The organism is Polyangiaceae bacterium (assembly GCA_020633235.1).
GTDB lineage: Bacteria > Myxococcota_A > Polyangia > Polyangiales > Polyangiaceae > JACKEA01.
Window position 1 is genome coordinate 157,803 of record JACKEA010000008.1, and the last position, 16,038, is coordinate 173,840.

Sequence of the window (16,038 nt, forward strand, 5' to 3'; positions counted from 1 at the left end):
TCCGCCGCGGAACAGGGTGAGCACGACGCTCTTGGAGTCTTAGAGTCTCCCCATGAGCGACGACAAGATCGGACTCTGGTCCGTCGTGGCCATCGGCGTGGGCGGCATGGTGGGCGGCGGGATCTTCGCCGTGCTCGGCCTCGCGGTGCAGCTCGCTCACGGCGGTACACCCATCGCCTTTCTCGTCGCAGGTATGGTCGCGTTGGTGACGGCGCACTCCTACGCGCGACTCTCCGTCCGCTATCAGAGTCAGGGCGGTACCGTGGTGTTCGTCGATCGCGCCTTTGGTCGGGATCTGCTCACGGGCAGCCTGAACACGCTGCTTTGGGTGAGCTACGTCGTGATGCTGGCGCTGTATGCCTTCGCCTTTGGCAGCTACGGCGCGACGTTCTTTCCCGGCTCCGGCATCATTACCCGCCATCTGATCATCAGCGCCGGCATCTTGATCCCCACGGCGCTCAACATGTTGGCCGCGTCCATCATCGGCAAGGCGGAAACGTGGGTGGTGGCCATCAAGGTCACCATCTTGGTGGGCTTCGTGGCGGTGGGCCTGACGGGTGTGGATCCATCGAACCTGGCGCCTTCGGAGTGGGCGGCGCCGGTGCCGCTGGTGGCCGGCGGCATGATCATCTTCCTGGCCTACGAGGGCTTCGAGCTGATCGCGAACGCCGCCGAAGACGTGAAGGACCCCAAGAAGACGCTGCCGCGAGCGTTCTACGTCACCGTCGGCTTCGTCATCGTGCTCTACATGTTGGTCGCCGGCGTGGCGGTGGGCTCGCTGTCCGTCGACAAGATCGTAGAAGCGAAAGACTACGCGCTGGCGGAGGCCGCCAAGCCGGTGCTCGGCCAAGCGGGCTTCTCCATCATCAGTGCCGCCGCAGTGCTCAGCACGTTCTCGGCCATCAACGCCACCCTCTACGGTTCTGCGCGCCTCAGCTACACCATCGCCAAGGAAGGCGAGCTTCCCGAGATCCTGGAGAAGAACATCTGGAACAAGCCGCTCGAGGGTTTGCTCATCACCTCCGCGCTCTCGCTGTTGCTCGCCAACCTGGCGGATCTTTCGAGCATCTCCATGATGGGCAGCGCGGGGTTCTTGCTGATCTTCGCGGCGGTCAACGCCGCAGCCGTGCGGCTGTCGTCGGAGATCGGCGGGCACCGCTGGATTTCCATCCTAGGGGTGGTGCTGTGCGCTGCGGCTTTCGGCGCTCTGGTGTGGCAGACGATCCGCGAGCATCCGAGCCACCTGGCGGTGCTCGGAGGCATGCTGGTGCTCGCGTTCGGCGTGGAGCTCGGCTACCGCGAGCTGCGCGATCGCAAGTTGTCCCTGTGAACCGCGTCCGGACACCGTCCGGAGAGTGTCCAGACGTTCGCCGACGACAACAGGGAGTTGTCGGGAGTTTCTTGCGGCAAGTGGCTGGCGCGGATACTGCTTGGGGGTCGCTATGCGCTTTCCGTTCCAAGCCGGTGTGGGGGTGGCGTTGCTCCTGGGTTTGGCCACGGGCTGTGGAGGAACGCCAACGGATGGCGAAGACGTGGCGGCGGCGCCGTCGTCTCTGGACATCTCGGTGTTCAGCTTGCCGCCCTCGGGCGTGGCCGAGCGCGCGGCGATCGTCGGCAAGTACCCCGCGCTGGATCCCACCGGCATCGTCCCCCGCGGCCTGCTGGAAGACGCGATCGCGTTCTTCGACGTCAACAAGCCGTACATCCCGAAGCAGCAGTACTTCGTCGTCGTGGACTTCGCGCCGTATTCCGGCAAGGACCGCTTCTTCGTCGTGGATCTGAACACGGGCGCGGTGGAGCCACACAAGGTGGCGCACGGCGACGGCACGGACCCCAACAACGACGGTTACGCGGACGTGTTCAGCAACACGCCGGGGTCACACATGAGCTCTCTCGGGTTCTACCTGACGGCCGAGATCTACAACGGCACCCATCCGCACTCGATGCGCGTCGATGGTCTGTCGCCGGATGGCAGTCCGAACGGGATGGCGAACACCAACGTGCGCGATCGGCTGATCGTGGTGCACGAGGCGTCTTACGTGAGCGACGCCAACACGAGTCAGCAAGGGCGGAGCAACGGCTGCTTTGCCCTGGACCCCGCCATCGAGAACGCCTTCGTACAGAAGGTCCAGAACGGCACCCTGATGTATGCGGCCACCTCGCCGCTGAACCCACCGGTTGGCGCCGGCGGCGGAGCGGGCGCCGGCGGCGGGGGCGGTAGCGGTGGAGGCGGGGCCATCTGCAGTCCTCCCGACTGCTCGAGCTGCGGCAACTGCTACGCCCAGTGCCTGTGCGCCGGCATTCGCAATCCGGCGGAGTGCGCTCAGAGCTGTGGTCTGGACGGGACCGGTGGCGCGGCGGGCGGCACCGGCACCGGCGGCGCGGCGGGCGGCGAGCCCGTGAGCTGCACCTTCCCGGCGTGCACCGGCTGCGGCTCGTGCCAGGAACAGTGCCTGTGCGAAGGAACGGACGCGGCCACCTGCACCCAGACCTGCGCCAACGAGCCCACGCCCCCCGCGGCGCAGAGTCCCGCGGCGTCTGCCGACAGCGGCTCGTGCGGCGCGGCGAGCGTCGTCGGCTCGGATCCCGCAACGCACGGAATCGGCGCGTTCTTCGCCGCTCTCGCCCTCGCGCTGTTCGGCCGTCGTCGGCGACACTGACGAATCGCACGACGCGGCGTTTCCGCGGCGTCCCGACAAAGGAATGCGGCTTCGCATGCTCGACAAGCCGTGACGCGCGTGACATACGGGGCGCCACATGCCGAAGACCGACTCGGGTTTCGCTACCCTCGCGCTCCGTCCGGAGCTGATTCGCACTCTCGGTGGGCTCGGCTACGAAGAGCCGACGCCGATCCAGGAGCAGGCCATCCCGCCGCTCTTGGAGGGACGGGATCTGATCGGCCAGGCCGCAACGGGCACGGGCAAGACGGCGGCCTTCGCGCTGCCCATCTTGGAGCGCCTGGCGGAGCTCGGGCCCAAGCGAGAGACGCCCACGGCGTTGATCCTGGTGCCCACGCGGGAGCTCGCCATGCAGGTGGCGGAAGCCATCCACCGCTATGGGCGATTTCTGCCCGCGTCGGTGCTGCCGGTGTACGGCGGGCAGGCGTACGGGCCGCAGCTCGGCGCTTTGCGGCGCGGGGTGGATGTGGTGGTGGCCACGCCGGGGCGCGCTCTCGATCACGTGCGGCGCGGCACCCTGGTGCTCGAGCGCATGGCGGTGGTGGTGCTCGACGAAGCCGACGAGATGCTGGACATGGGCTTCGCCGAGGACATCGAGACGCTGCTCTCCGCCACGCCGGAGGAGCGGCAGACGGTGCTGTTCTCGGCCACCATGCCGGCGCGCATCGGTCGCATCGCCAAGCGCTTCTTGCGGGATCCGGTGCACATCCAGATCGAGACCAAGCTGCCCAAGGGTGAGGCGCCCAAGGTGGAGCAGCGCGCGTACGTGGTGCAGCGCGCCTACAAGCAAGCTGCGCTCAGCCGCGTGCTGGACGTGGAGAGCCCGGACAAGGCGCTGATCTTCTGTCGCACCCGCAACGAGGTGGACGCGCTCACGGAAACCCTGCGTTCCAGGGGCTATCGCGCGGAGGCGCTGCACGGCGGGCTGTCTCAGACCCAACGCGATCGGGTGCTCGCCAAGCTCCGCCGCGGTGGCTCGGATCTGGTCGTGGCCACGGACGTGGCGGCGCGCGGGCTGGACATCGAGGAGCTCAGCCACGTGGTGAACTTCGACGCGCCGCCGGCGGTGGAGTCGTACACCCATCGCATAGGGCGCGTGGGCCGTGCCGGCCGCGAAGGTGTGGCGATCACCTTGGTGGAGCCCCGCGAGCATCGCCTGCTGCGGGACTTCGAGCGCGCCACGCGGCAGAAGATCCGCGTCGCGCCGGTGCCCACCATCGCCGACCTGCGGGCGCGGCGCCTCGAGCTCACTCGCGCCTCGCTGCGGGAGGCGTTGCTCGAAGGCGATCTGGACGGCTTCCGCGTGGTGGTGGAGTCCTTGGCGGAGGAGTTCGACCTGTTCGACATCGCAGCCGCCGGAGTGAAGCTCGTGCACCAGGCGAGCGGCGGCGACGCCGAGCCCTCGGAAGAGATCCCGGCGGTGCGCATGGACCGCGATCGCCCCACGCCCAAGGCGCGCGCCCCCAAGGAGCGCGGCTTCAAGAGCGCCGGACCGATGACGAAGCTGTTCGTCGGTGTGGGTCGCCGCGCAGGCGTTCGCCCGGCAGATCTGGTCGGTGCCATCGCGGGGGAATCCGGGATCAGCGGGCGCGCCATTGGCGCCATCGAGATCGGCGAACGCTCCAGCCTGGTGGAGATTTCGGCCAGCGACGCGCGCACCGTGATCGAGGCGCTCGGGGGCGCGCACATCAAGGGCAAGAAGGTCGTCGTGCGGCTCTACAAGGGGACCGCAACTCGCAGTGTTAAGCGTAAACACAGCAGTTAACGCTTAACGCCCAGGTAAACGTTACGCGACGGGATCGCACTGCGTAACTACAAGAGATCCTTGAGCACTGTCGCTTGGATCGCCGCTTGCTGAAGGGCAGCTCCACGAAGGCACTCTGCCTTGTGAAAGGAGCCAACGGTGAACCTACGACAAGTACTGTTCTTCGCCGTGCTCACGGGCGCAGCGATAGCGGGCTGCTCGGGAGACGACGAATCGAGCACCCCTGCCTCCAAGACCTGCGCCGACTATTGCGGAGCGGGCGCCACCTGCGTCGACGGCACCTGCGTTCCCCTCGCCTGCGACCCCGCCTGCGGGGCGGGTATGGCGTGCGAGAACGGCGAGTGCAAACCGGTCGGCTCGGTGAGCTGCGAGCCCGCCTGCGGAGCTTGCCAGGCGTGCGACTCCACCGGCACCACGCCGGAGTGCAAGGACCTGTGCGGGACCGGATCGACCTGCGACACCACCGCCAACCAGTGCTTGCCCATCGCTTGCGATCCCGCTTGCGGTCCGGGCACGGCTTGCGAGAACGGCACCTGCAAACCGGTAGAGGCGATCAGCTGCAAGCCGGCGTGTGGCGGCTGCGAAACCTGCGACACCACCGGCACAACGCCGGAGTGCAAGAACCTGTGCGGTTCCGGCACCACGTGTGATGCCTCCACCAACGCGTGCATCACCGTCGAGCAGTTCCACGCCCAGGCGCCGGAGCTCGCTGGCCCCTTCGCCACGGGTTGGGAGGTGACCGAGGCGTGTGTCGGCTGCCACCAGCAGGCGGCCACGGACTTCATGTCCACCATCCACTGGAAGTGGTCCGGCCCCACGCCGGAGCTCGTGGACCCCGGTGACCTGACCACCGTCTTGAACCCCGGCAACATCGGCAAGAGCACGTTGATCAACAACTTCTGCGTGGGCGTGATCAGCAACGAGCAGCGTTGCGATCAGTGCCACGCCGGCTACGGCGGCGATCCGGACACCAACAAGCCACAGAAGTCCGCGCGCTACTACATGAAGTTCGATCCGAACGACAGCACGGCGGATTCGTCCATCGCTCTCGAGAACCGCGTGGATTGTCTGGTGTGCCACGCCAACCCGAAGAGCGGATACAGCAAGGATCCGAAGGCCTTCGGTCGACCGCTCGGAACGGTGAATCTGGCCAAGGCGGCCCAGGACCTGGTCAAGCCCACCCGCGAGAACTGCGGCAGCTGTCACTTCTACGCCGGCGGCGGCGACAACGTGAAGCTGATGGGCTCGTCCCTCAAGAACCCCACTGCGGACATCGACGTCCACATGGGCAACGGCATGGACTGCTCGAACTGCCACGCCGACAAGGGCCACCAGTTCAAGGGCGCCGGCGTGCACACGCCCGCCAACAACGGTCGCGCCAGCTGTGAGGACTGCCACGGCGCCACGCCGCACAAGAACGTGCCCAACAACGGCGCACAGCTGGATACCCACGCCGCGCGCATCGCCTGCCAGACGTGCCACATCCCGGCTTTCAGCCGCAATCAGTTCGCGAAGGTGAACTGGGATTGGGCCACCACCGGCGACAAGACCCAGGGCGTGAACGGCGTGGTCACCACCAAGGTGAACGACCTCGGCCAGCCCGACGCCAACGGCACCGCCGTCACCACCTACGACTTCATGAAGGGCAGCTTCGTGTGGCAGCGCAATGTGACCCCGACCTACGCTTGGTACAACGGCCAGATGATGCATCTGACCACCGCCGACAAGGCCGACTACACGGCCAAGGGTCTGGATCCGAACGACGACGCCACGCGCATCGTCATCGGCATGCCCATTGGCAGCGTGTCCGACACCAACGCGAAGATCCATCCCTTCAAGCTGATGCGCGGTCGCCAAGCCGTGTACATCGACGGCGCCCAGAGCTTCGTCGCAAACCCGTTCATGTTCGGCCCCGGTAGCTTGTGGGGCATCATCACGGGAGCGACCTGGAACTACAGCCCCAGCGCCATGGAAGCGACGTGGACCACCATCCTGTCCAAGGGCGCCGAGGCGGCCGGGCAGGTCGCTACGGGCACCACCTTGGATCCGTTCAACGGCACCAAGGGTTGGGACTTCCGTTACACCAAGCTGTACATGGATCTGAACCACGAGGTTGCGCCCAAGACGCAGGCTCTGGGTTCCGGCGGCTGCACGGATTGTCACAGCAGCACGCCCAAGATCCCGATGTGCGACCTCTACGCATCGGCCACGACCAAGCCGTGGGGCATCAGCTGCCCGTAAGCACGGCCCTCCCGTAACCCAGTACCGAACGGGGTCACGCCCGCCCTTCCCATACCCGCGTGACCCCGTTCTTCCATTTTGTCGGTCCGCCGCGGAACCACGCTGCGCGCCGAGCGCTGGTCACGACTGGATCCACCGCTCCGCTTCGGCTCGTCGTTGCTTGTCGAAATAGCGCACCTCGCCGGAAAAGAAGGCGCGTGTGATCTTGGTTCCGATCTCTTCGAGCGCATGCTCCCCGACGACCGCGACCTTTTCGAGATCTTCGCGGTGTCGCACGTCGAATCTCAGCTCCTCCAGCAAACCGGATGGTGTCCAACCGTGAAATTCGTCGAGCACCACCATCACGCGCGGCTTGTCTTGCGATTCGATCTGGTGCTCGAGCTGCGGCAGGACCTCCGCGTAGTCGCTCTTGGCCAGAAGTCCCGATACGTGAAGCACCGCAATGCCGTGCTCCATTCCGAGATTCATCATCTTGATTCCTCCTTGGTTCTGCCCTCGCTCGATGCAGCCAGCATGCCGATTGCATTTCCCGCCAAAGCTCCCCGCATCGACGGCACGCTCGTCGGTGGCAGCTCACTTCAGCAGGTGAGGGACGGCCGCGCGTGGTGGCAGCCTGCCCCACCCAGCTCATCTGCCCCAAGGTGCTGGGCGCACGATCTCAAGCGAGCCACCCTACGCGCCGTCGATGCCCGACCGTTTGAGCCACTTCCACAGCGTGACGCGGCTCACCCCGAAGTACTCGGCGGCGCGGGTGCGGTTGCCCTCGTGCAGGTGCAGCACCTCGCGCAAACGTTCCTTGCTCGGGGTACGCGCACCGCGGCGCGCGCACGGCGTGCTGGAAGGCAGGGGGTGCGGATTGTCCGACAGGTGCGCGGGCAGGCAATCCCGGGTGATGGTGTCGCCGCGGGTCACGGCGAAGGCGTACTCGATGGCGTTCTCGAGCTCCCGCACGTTGCCCGGCCAAGTGTAGCTGGTGATGAGCTGCATGGCCGCCGGCTCCACTCCGCGAATGGAGCGGTTCTGACTGCGATTCAGCCGCTCGAGGAAGTAGTCCACGAGCATGGGGATGTCGTCCCGGCGCTCGCGCAAGGAGGGGAGCTGGATCGGGATCACCGCCAGACGATAGAAGAGGTCGCGGCGGAAGTTGCCGCTGGCGCAGGCCGAGCTCAAGTCGCAGTTGGTGGCTGCAATGAAGCGAACGTCGACCTTGATCGGGCGGTTGTCGCCCACGCGCTCGAACTCCTTCTCTTGCAGCACGCGTAGGAGCTTGGTCTGCACCGCGGGGGAGATGTCGCCAATCTCGTCCAAAAATACCGTGCCCCCGTTGGCGGCCTCGAAGCGGCCGATGCGGGAGGCGATGGCGCCGGTGAAGGCGCCGCGCACGTGGCCGAACAGCTCGCTCTCCAAGAGCGTTTCCGTGAGCGCGGCGCAGCTCACGCGCACGAAGGGGCGGTCGGCGCGATTGCTGGCCTCGAACACGGCGCGCGCCACCAGCTCCTTGCCGGTGCCGGTCTCCCCCTGGAGCAGCACGCTTGCGTTGCTGCGTCCGGCGAGCTCCACCAGCTCGTACAGACGCTGCATGGTGGGATGACGACCCATGAGGCGACCGAAGCGGGCGTTGCCGACGGCTTCGCGCCGCGCCGTGGCCAGCTGATCCTCCAAGGACTCCACCTGGCTCAGGTCCGTCACCACTTCGATGCCGCCGAGCAGGTGTCCCTGCTCGTCGCGCATCACGCGGGCATTCTTGAGCACGGACAGCCAGGTGCCGTCCCGCCGACGAATGCGGCAACGGCGATCCGTGATGTGACCCTGGTCGTACAGCGGGCACACCGGATCGCTCGAGGTTCCGCAGGCGACCCCGGAGCAGGTGTCGCTGTCGAGGATGGAGCAATCTTTGCCGAGCACTTCTTGGGCGCCGAAGCCCGTCATCTGCTCCATGGCGCGGTTCCAGCTGGTGATGCGGCCTTTCGTATCCACGGAGAACAGACCACCGGGCATGGTCGCGAGCACGTTGTCGAGCAACGTTTCCGGCGCTACGCCGGAGAGCCGCTCCTCGCTCCCCTCCGCAACGTTGAGCTCGTTCGTGCAGCCGCCACGCTTCGGCATGAGTGCAGCCTAGGTCCGCACGCGTGCTCGGGCCACAAAGGGCGGGCGCGCAAACTCTGCGACATGACGGGTGACGTATGGTGGCGCTGCTTGGCGTTACCGCGGCGAGGCGACATTCAAACGATCAAGGAGCCACGGGGAGTTGATAGTGCCGGTGGGGAGCTCCGCGGCCCGCTCCACCTCGACGGCGCAACGCTCGCCATAGCCGACCGCTTCTACCCCAGCACACGCCGCTGCAGCGCGTGCGGGACCATCGGCGAGCGGCTCGACCTCGGGGAGCGCACCTTTCACTGCGGCAGTTGTGGTCACGAGGCCGACCGCGATGAGAACGCTGCCGTGTGCTTGGCTCAGTACCCTCGCGTACTCGGCCAAGGAGACTCGCGCGCGTGCACCAACGCATTCGCAACATCCGACACGATTTCACCCATCGCCAATCGAGCCGACTGGCCCAGACCCACGGTCACTTGGTCATCGAAAAGCTGAGTATCTCGGGGCTCATCAAAACCCGACTCGCCCGCGCCATCGCGGACAGCGCCTGGGCGTTTTGACATTTCGTGCGGTCAAAAGCCGAGACCCGTCAGGTGGAAGCGGAGCGCCAGATCCACCGGCGACAAGCCCGGGCGCGCGGACAGCTCGCGGCTGCCGGTGAACACGCGGCGGTCCTCCGAGCCCAGGGGAACGGAGTAGCTCGGGCGGTACCACAGCTCTACGAAGCGGTAGCGGAAGCCGACGACGGCGCTCGGCTCGAAGGCGCTCCGGGCAGCGCTCGCGGTGTCGATGGCGGCGCCGGCGCCAAGGCCGATGGGTACCGAGAAGCCAGCAGCGATGGGTACGTCCAGCAACAACGCTTCACGCACATCGAGATGTCCGTGGCCCGTATGATACACGACACCGAAGCCGACGCTGGTGTCGGCGCGCGTGGCGAAGCTCCCGAGCGCGGGCAGGGATGCGGAGAGGCCAGCCACGATACGCGTGTTCCACAACGCGCGGTCCTCGTGTTGCTCCATTCCATCGAAGGTGACGGAGAGCCGCTCCCAGGTCTGTCCGATTTCGGTGCCCACGATGGGAATGAAGCGCTTCGGCTCCTCGGCGGCGCACGGCCGCGCGACCAGGAGCCCGACCAACACCCACAGCGCGCGTCTCATTTCGTCACCCAACCGATCGGGCGTCGCGGGCTCGACAGCGCCGGATCCCACTCCACACCGATGCGAAACAGCATCTGCGCGCCGGAGGTCTGTCGCCCCGTGAGCTCCGCCAAGCGCGGGCCGTAGTCCGGGGTGAGGCTCAGCTGTTGCTCCCGGTCCTGCCGCTCCGCCATCTGATTGAGCGGGTGGATGGCTAGGCCCTGGCTCGCCGCCCACAGGGCAATACGCTGGAAAATCCGCCCGGTTCGCAGCTGCTGCTGGCGGTCGTCGCGCGCTTGGGTGGACAGGATGCAGAAGGCGAAGCCGGTGGTGTGCGCGTTCTCCATGCTGGCGATCCAGTAGTCGCCCGCCTTCTCCGCGCTCGGCTTGCCGGCAGCCTTGGCCAGTGCGCGCAGGGCGGAGCCGAAGCCCATGGCGTCGATGGTCAGGCCGTTTCGGTACTTCTCGATGTCCGCTTTCGTCTGTCGCCACCAGCGGTGGCTGGCGTTCCACATCTCGTGGTCGTTCACGATGGCGTGGGTGGCATCGATGGAGCTCGCTCGGAACGTGGCCTTGTCGCCCGTCGTGCCCAAGAACGTGAGATCGACGTCGGCGTCGTCCACCAGCGCGCGGAGGGCGGGCTCGAGTGCTTTCGGTGGCACGCCGTTCAGGTATGCGCCGCGGTTGGTGTGGCGGTGAGGGAGCGCGGCGTACAGCGCGCTCGCCGACCTGGGCGCCTCGCTGAGCGCCACGTGGGCCACGTGCGTCGCGTCGTCCGGCGTCGGCAGCCACGTGACTTCCGTGGTGCGTCCCTGCGCTGCGGCGGCAATGGAGAGGTTCTCGATGGCGCAGCCGAGACCGATGTGCATCTCGCGTCCCAGCGGGTCCATCGCGTCGAGGCTCTTGTCGAGATCGGCGAACACGTCGATGGCCTCGGGTGTGATCGCGAACAGCCAGGGCTGCGTGTTGTGCGGGCTGGCGGCGAGAATGGCGGCGGCAACCGCGATACGTTCCGGCGTGGTCTCGCCGTTCGGAAAATCCCAAGGGGCGTAGGCCACGCCCTGCTCCGCGGCGTACTGACCGCAACCGACGACCCAGAGCGCTCCAGTGGAGGCGAGCAGGGCCGAGAACCCACGGCGGCTGAGGAGAGGCTTCATGTCTCCAGAGGTAAGCAATGCAATCCGCGTTGATAATTGCCTCAAATTGCCTATCAGTTATGCTCCTTGCGCATGGATCAGCTGGTGGGCTTGCGGGTGTTCTGCCGAGTCGTGGAGCGCGGCAGCTTCTCCGCCGTGGCGCGGGAGCTGGGCATCTCGCAGCCCAACGCCAGCCGGCACGTGGCGGCGTTGGAGCAGCGCATGGGGGCGCGGCTCTTGGTGCGGACCACGCGCAAGGTGAGCCCCACGGATGCGGGGCGTGCCTTCTACGAGCGCGCCTCCCGGGCCTTGAGCGAGCTCTCGGACGCCGAGAGCGAGGTCGTGGCCGGCGTGGCAGTGCTCGCGGGCAGCTTGCGCGTGGCAGCGCCAGGGGCGTTCGGGCGCCGCTTCGTGCTGCCCGTGGTGAACGACTTCATCGAGCGGCACCCCAAGGTGGACGTAGAGCTCTTGCTCTCGGATCGCCCCATCGATCTCGTGAGCGAAGCCGTCGATCTGGCAGTGCGCATCGCCGTCCCCGGCTTCGCGTCGCTCACCCACCGCACCATCGCGACGCTCGGGCTCCAGGTCGTCGCAGCGCCGAGCTACGTCGCGCGCCGGGGTGCTCCGAAGTCCGTGGCGGATTCCGGTGAGCACGACGCCGTGCTGCACACGGACTCGCGCCAGCGCATGCTGGATCTGGTGTCCGCCGGCGCGCTGCCCGCACTGCCGGCGTTTCATGTGCGGCTCTTGTCGGACGACATCGAAGCGGTGCACCACGCGGCTCTCGCGGGGCTCGGCCTCGCGCCGTTGCCGGACTGGCTCATCGAAGACGACCTCCGCGCGGGCCGGCTGGTTCCGATCCTCAGCGAGCTGGCGCTGCCGGAAACCCCGGTGTTCGTGGTGTTCCCGGCGGGGCGCCGTCACTCGGCGCGCGTGCGTGCCTTCGTCGACGCCCTGGGCGACGCGCTCTCTGTGCGGCTTCGCGCCGGGAATCGCGCCGGACCGACATGATCTCGATCCTGGTGTCGGTCCGCCGCGGAACCACCCGAAGCGTTGCTGCGCCGGCGTCACGACAGGACTACCGTATCGCCATGCGAAGCGTGCGCGTCGGCTGCGTCGTGTTGCTGCTCATGCTCGGGGGCTGTGCCCCAGGGCCTTCGCCCGCGACGAACGCGCAGGCGGACAGCCCGGCCCGCTACCGAGCCGGCGAGCCCATTCGCTTTCATGTGTCCGGGCTGATCTGCTACTCCGAGGAGTACAACGGCGCCCTCGAGTATGGAGTCACGGACGATAGCGGGCAGGACTTGCTCTTGGTTCGTCCCCTTGGAGCGCTGGCGCAAGGAGAGCAGCTGGTGTCCTGGGCGGAGGTCGTGGACCGCGACTACACCTGGAATCAGCAGCACTTCGTGCAAACGGGCGAGAAGGATCTCGGGTCGGTGGTCGACCCGATTTTCGAGCAGCGTCCGGTGCCGCCGGGTCGCTACCAGATCTACGTGAACGAGCCGACGCAGGGGCCGGGATCCAAGTTGTCCAAGCTGGGGGAGCGCGTTTCGCTCGGGACCAGCATGTACGACGCCAAGCCGCGGGTTCGCGTCGTGCGCGCCATCGAGATCGCTCCGCCCTGAGCTAGCGCGCGCGTTCGTCGGCGATGCGGGCGTGCTCGAGCAGGACGTTGGAGATGCTGGTGCCGAGCTCGTCCTGCTCGTTCACCGCTTGCTCGGTGAACTCGAACTGCCCCGCGTTCCAGTCGAGAATGCTGAGCACGACGGCGCGGGAGCCATGCCGCGGACCGCGGCCCTCGAGCTCGGCGCGCAGGGCCCGACCGTCCCTGATGAAGATGCGCACCACGCTGGCGCCCACCAACAGCAACACGCCGGTCTTCTTCTCGATCTCGAGGAAGCCGAGCAGGGATGCGGGGGCCACGTGCTCGAGCTCTCCGCGGAGGCCGCTCTTGCCGAGCTCGGCGTCCGCCGCGATCGACTTTCGTACCAAGCGTCGCACGCGGATGAGCAGCTCGTCGGGGTTGAAGGGCTTCGGCAGGTACGCATCCACGCCCAGCTGGTAGCCGCGCAGCCGCTCGGCGTCGCCATCCAGGGAAGTGAGGAACACCACCGGCACGCTCGCGAGCTCCGGCCGTGCCCGCACCAGTCGGAGCAGCTGCCAGCCGTCCATGCGCGGCATTTGCACGTCCGTCAGGATCACGTCCGGCGGATCCTCCACGCACATCGCCAGCGCGGCGAGACCATCGGCGGTGGTCCGCACGCGGTCCCCACGCTTTCGAAAGGGCTGGGCCGCGAGCTCGCGCCAGCGCGCGTCGTCGTCCACCACGACGACATCGAGCGGGCCCTCGCGCGGCGGGCCCGGCGGCGGCGATCCCGGAACGGAAGGCATGCGGGGCTTCACAGGATGGCATGATGGGCAGCGCCCGCCTAATTTCGCGTATTTCGGCCGTTTGCGACGCAGGGCGTCGTCGGCGTTCCCTCGCCCTCGACGAGCGCCAATGGTACGGCCCCGACGGGATGCGGAAGCGAAGCAAGGCTTTGGTGTGCGCGGCGTTGGTGATGGCCGGCTGTTCGTCCGACGAGGCCAAGCCCAAGGGCGGCGGGTCGGCCGAGTACGTGCTGAAGACGACGAGCTTCGACGTGCCGGCGGGGCAGGAGAAGTACCTCTGCTACGCCCAGACCCTGGACGAGGACCTGGTCATCGACCGCTTCGACTACGCCGCACGACCGGTGATCCACCACTTCTTGCTGTCCAAGGCCATCACCCCGGAGCCCGAGGGCTTCTCCGAGTGCAACGTTCTCTTCCGCTCGTCGTGGGTGCCCATCTTCATCGCCGGCTTTGGTGACGCCACCCTCTCCACTCCCGAGGGCACCGGCCACATCCTGAAGAAGGGGACCCAGCTCGTCGTCCAGCTCCACTTGCTGAACGGCACCGCCAAGGATGTGACGGACAACATCGACATCCACATGCACCGCGCGTCGAACCCGGACGTGGATCCCGTGGGTGTGTACGCGTTCGGCACCAACAAGATCAGCTTGCCGCCCAACAAGGCCACGTCCGTGAAGAACGACTGCGTCGTGGATCGCGACGTGGACATATTCGCGTTCTTGCCGCACATGCACACCCTGGGCGTGGCGCTGTCCTTGGAAGCGGGGCCCGACGACGCGAGCATGACCGAGGTGTATCGCAAGGACCCCTGGGACTTCGATCAACAGGAAGTCGTGTCCCAGCCGCTGAAGCTGCAGAACGGCACTCACACCCGCATCACCTGCCACTACGACAACCCCACGAACCAGAGCGTGGCCTTCGGCGAGAGCTCCTTCGACGAGATGTGCTTCCTCATCGGGTTCGCGCGCAAGAAGGGCGCGGAGCTGGACGGCTGCGTGAACCTCGGGGATCCCGTGGGCGACGGCGGCGTGCCGCCCAGCCCGGACGCCGGCGTGTGCGGCGAGCAGCAACCGAACTCCCTGGGCATCGGCGCCGCGTGCACCGCCGGCGGCAACGAGTGCGGCGCGGGCCTTTCGTGCTCCGCGGATCAGGACCAAGCGCCGGCGGGCAGCACCGGCTTCTGTCTCAAGATCGGCGGCTGCAACGCCCAGGCGGACTGCGGCGGCGGCGGCGCCACCTGCTGCTCACCCGCGCAGGCCGGCGGCCTGATCAACATCTGCCTCCCCGAGGCCTGCCGCCCCGCGGACTGCATCCCGAAGTAGGCCACCCAGAGACAACCAACCGCCAAGCCGCCAAGAACGCCCGTGGCGTCTCGGCGGTTCTTCTTCTCGCTGAGCTTGGTTCCGCGGCGGACCGACAAGAACCCGGTCAGGCGGGTGGGTACATCGTGCGCAGGATCTTGGCGATGGTGCCGAGCTGCATGTTGCTCGTACCTTCGTAGATCTTGCCGATCTTCGCGTCGCGGAAGAACTTCTCCGCGGGGTACTCCTTGGTGAAGCCCACGCCGCCGAGGAACTCCACGCACATGCTCGCCGTGCGCTCCGCCACCTGGCTCGAGAACAGCTTGGCCATGGCCGCTTCCTTCACGAAGGGCTGCCCCGCGTCCTTGAGCCGCGCGGCGTTGTAGACCATCAGCCGCGCGGCCTCGATCTCCGTGGCCACCTGGGCGTACTGGAACTCGAGCCCTTGGAATTCGGCGATGGGCTTTCCGAACTGCTTGCGCTCACCCATGTAGCGCATGGCGTACTCGAAGGTGCCCTGCGCCAGGCCGATCATCTGGCTGCCGATGCCGATGCGCCCCTCGTTCAGCGTCTCGATGGCGATCTTGTAGCCCTTGCCGACCTCGCCCAGCACGTTCTCTTCGGGGACCTCGCAGTCATCCAAGATCAGCTGGGTGGTGCTGGAAGCGCGGATGCCCAGCTTGTCTTCCTTCTTGCCGACGGAAAATCCCTTGAAGCCCTTCTCCACCAAGAAGGCGGTGATGCCCTTGTAGCCCTTGGAGGGATCCACGTTGGCGAACACGATGAAGAGCGAGCTCTCGGCGCCGTTGGTGATCCACAGCTTTTCGCCGTTGAGGATCCACTTGTCGCCCTTCTTCTCCGCCTTGGCCGCCAGGGCGAAGGCGTCCGAGCCGCTGCCGGACTCGCTCAATGCGTAGGACCCGACCCACTCGCTGGTCATCTTGGGGAAGTAGCGCTTCTTCTGCTCTTCGTTGGCCCAGCGCACGATGGCGTTGTTCACCAGCGTGTTCTGTACGTCGATGAGCACCGACACGCTCGGGTCCACCACGGCCATGGCCTCCACCGCGAGGATGGCGGTGAAGAACGACGACTCCGCGCCGCCGTACTCCGCAGGGACCTCGATGCCCATCACGCCCAGCTCGAACAGAGCGGGTAACAGGCTCTTGTCCAGGGCGCCCTCGCGGTCCATGGACTCCACCTTGGGCGCCACCTGCTCCTTCGCGAAGGAGAGCACGGAGGACTGAAACATGCGTTCTTCGTCGGACAAAAGCGTGAGAGCAGACATGCGCTTGCCCT

Annotated in this window: 14 protein-coding genes; 8 read left to right on the forward strand and 6 right to left on the reverse strand. The window is 67.0% G+C overall.

Annotated features, from left to right (window positions below):
* Positions 1 to 52: 52 nt before the first annotated feature.
* The 4 genes from H6717_36775 (at position 53) to H6717_36790 (ending at position 6,684) form a co-directional block, all read left to right on the forward strand.
* Complete coding sequence (locus H6717_36775) at positions 53 to 1,330, forward strand: amino acid permease (GenBank protein MCB9582651.1); 1,278 nt, start codon at positions 53 to 55, stop codon at positions 1,328 to 1,330.
* 112 nt (positions 1,331 to 1,442) lie between these two features.
* A complete protein-coding gene (locus H6717_36780) occupies positions 1,443 to 2,660 on the forward strand; it encodes a murein L,D-transpeptidase catalytic domain family protein (protein ID MCB9582652.1) in 1,218 nt (405 codons plus the stop codon).
* Between the two features lie 97 nt (positions 2,661 to 2,757).
* On the forward strand, positions 2,758 to 4,443 hold the full coding sequence (locus tag H6717_36785; protein MCB9582653.1) for a DEAD/DEAH box helicase: 1,686 nt from the start codon (positions 2,758 to 2,760) through the stop codon (positions 4,441 to 4,443).
* Positions 4,444 to 4,581: 138 nt separating this feature from the next.
* Positions 4,582 to 6,684: a hypothetical protein gene (locus H6717_36790; protein MCB9582654.1), complete on the forward strand. Its 2,103-nt coding sequence runs from the start codon at positions 4,582 to 4,584 to the stop codon at positions 6,682 to 6,684.
* Positions 6,685 to 6,804: 120 nt separating this feature from the next.
* On the opposite strand, the gene H6717_36795 is transcribed toward H6717_36790, so the two are convergent.
* Positions 6,805 to 7,155 carry an STAS/SEC14 domain-containing protein gene (locus H6717_36795; GenBank protein MCB9582655.1) on the reverse strand — a complete coding sequence of 117 codons (351 nt, stop codon included), beginning with the start codon at positions 7,153 to 7,155 and terminating at the stop codon, positions 6,805 to 6,807.
* Between the two features lie 201 nt (positions 7,156 to 7,356).
* Positions 7,357 to 8,790 (reverse strand): sigma 54-interacting transcriptional regulator, encoded by a 1,434-nt coding sequence (locus tag H6717_36800; protein ID MCB9582656.1) that lies wholly within the window; start codon positions 8,788 to 8,790, stop codon positions 7,357 to 7,359.
* 63 nt (positions 8,791 to 8,853) lie between these two features.
* On the opposite strand from H6717_36800, the gene H6717_36805 reads away from it, so the two are divergent.
* The gene (locus H6717_36805) at positions 8,854 to 9,273 is read left to right on the forward strand and encodes a transposase (protein ID MCB9582657.1); all 420 of its coding nucleotides are present in this window, start codon (positions 8,854 to 8,856) and stop codon (positions 9,271 to 9,273) included.
* Positions 9,274 to 9,350: 77 nt separating this feature from the next.
* Here H6717_36805 and H6717_36810 read toward each other — a convergent pair whose 3' ends face one another.
* Together H6717_36810 and H6717_36815 are read right to left on the reverse strand one after the other, a co-directional pair.
* On the reverse strand, positions 9,351 to 9,935 hold the full coding sequence (locus H6717_36810) for a hypothetical protein (GenBank protein ID MCB9582658.1): 585 nt from the start codon (positions 9,933 to 9,935) through the stop codon (positions 9,351 to 9,353).
* Positions 9,932 to 11,071, reverse strand: coding sequence for a hypothetical protein (locus tag H6717_36815; GenBank protein ID MCB9582659.1), 1,140 nt, complete (start codon positions 11,069 to 11,071; stop codon positions 9,932 to 9,934). The genes H6717_36810 and H6717_36815 overlap by 4 nt, the downstream gene beginning before the upstream one ends.
* A gap of 72 nt (positions 11,072 to 11,143) precedes the next feature.
* On the opposite strand from H6717_36815, the gene H6717_36820 reads away from it, so the two are divergent.
* Positions 11,144 to 12,061 (forward strand): LysR family transcriptional regulator, encoded by a 918-nt coding sequence (locus H6717_36820; GenBank protein ID MCB9582660.1) that lies wholly within the window; start codon positions 11,144 to 11,146, stop codon positions 12,059 to 12,061.
* An 80-nt stretch (positions 12,062 to 12,141) separates the two neighbouring features.
* Positions 12,142 to 12,675 carry a hypothetical protein gene (locus H6717_36825; protein ID MCB9582661.1) on the forward strand — a complete coding sequence of 178 codons (534 nt, stop codon included), beginning with the start codon at positions 12,142 to 12,144 and terminating at the stop codon, positions 12,673 to 12,675.
* A 1-nt stretch (position 12,676) separates the two neighbouring features.
* Here H6717_36825 and H6717_36830 read toward each other — a convergent pair whose 3' ends face one another.
* Positions 12,677 to 13,441, reverse strand: coding sequence for a response regulator (locus H6717_36830; GenBank protein ID MCB9582662.1), 765 nt, complete (start codon positions 13,439 to 13,441; stop codon positions 12,677 to 12,679).
* A 128-nt stretch (positions 13,442 to 13,569) separates the two neighbouring features.
* On the opposite strand from H6717_36830, the gene H6717_36835 reads away from it, so the two are divergent.
* On the forward strand, positions 13,570 to 14,763 hold the full coding sequence (locus H6717_36835; GenBank protein MCB9582663.1) for a hypothetical protein: 1,194 nt from the start codon (positions 13,570 to 13,572) through the stop codon (positions 14,761 to 14,763).
* A 106-nt stretch (positions 14,764 to 14,869) separates the two neighbouring features.
* Here the strand turns inward: H6717_36835 and H6717_36840 are convergent, their stop codons facing one another.
* On the reverse strand, positions 14,870 to 16,027 hold the full coding sequence (locus tag H6717_36840) for an acyl-CoA dehydrogenase (GenBank protein ID MCB9582664.1): 1,158 nt from the start codon (positions 16,025 to 16,027) through the stop codon (positions 14,870 to 14,872).
* Positions 16,028 to 16,038 lie beyond the last annotated feature (11 nt).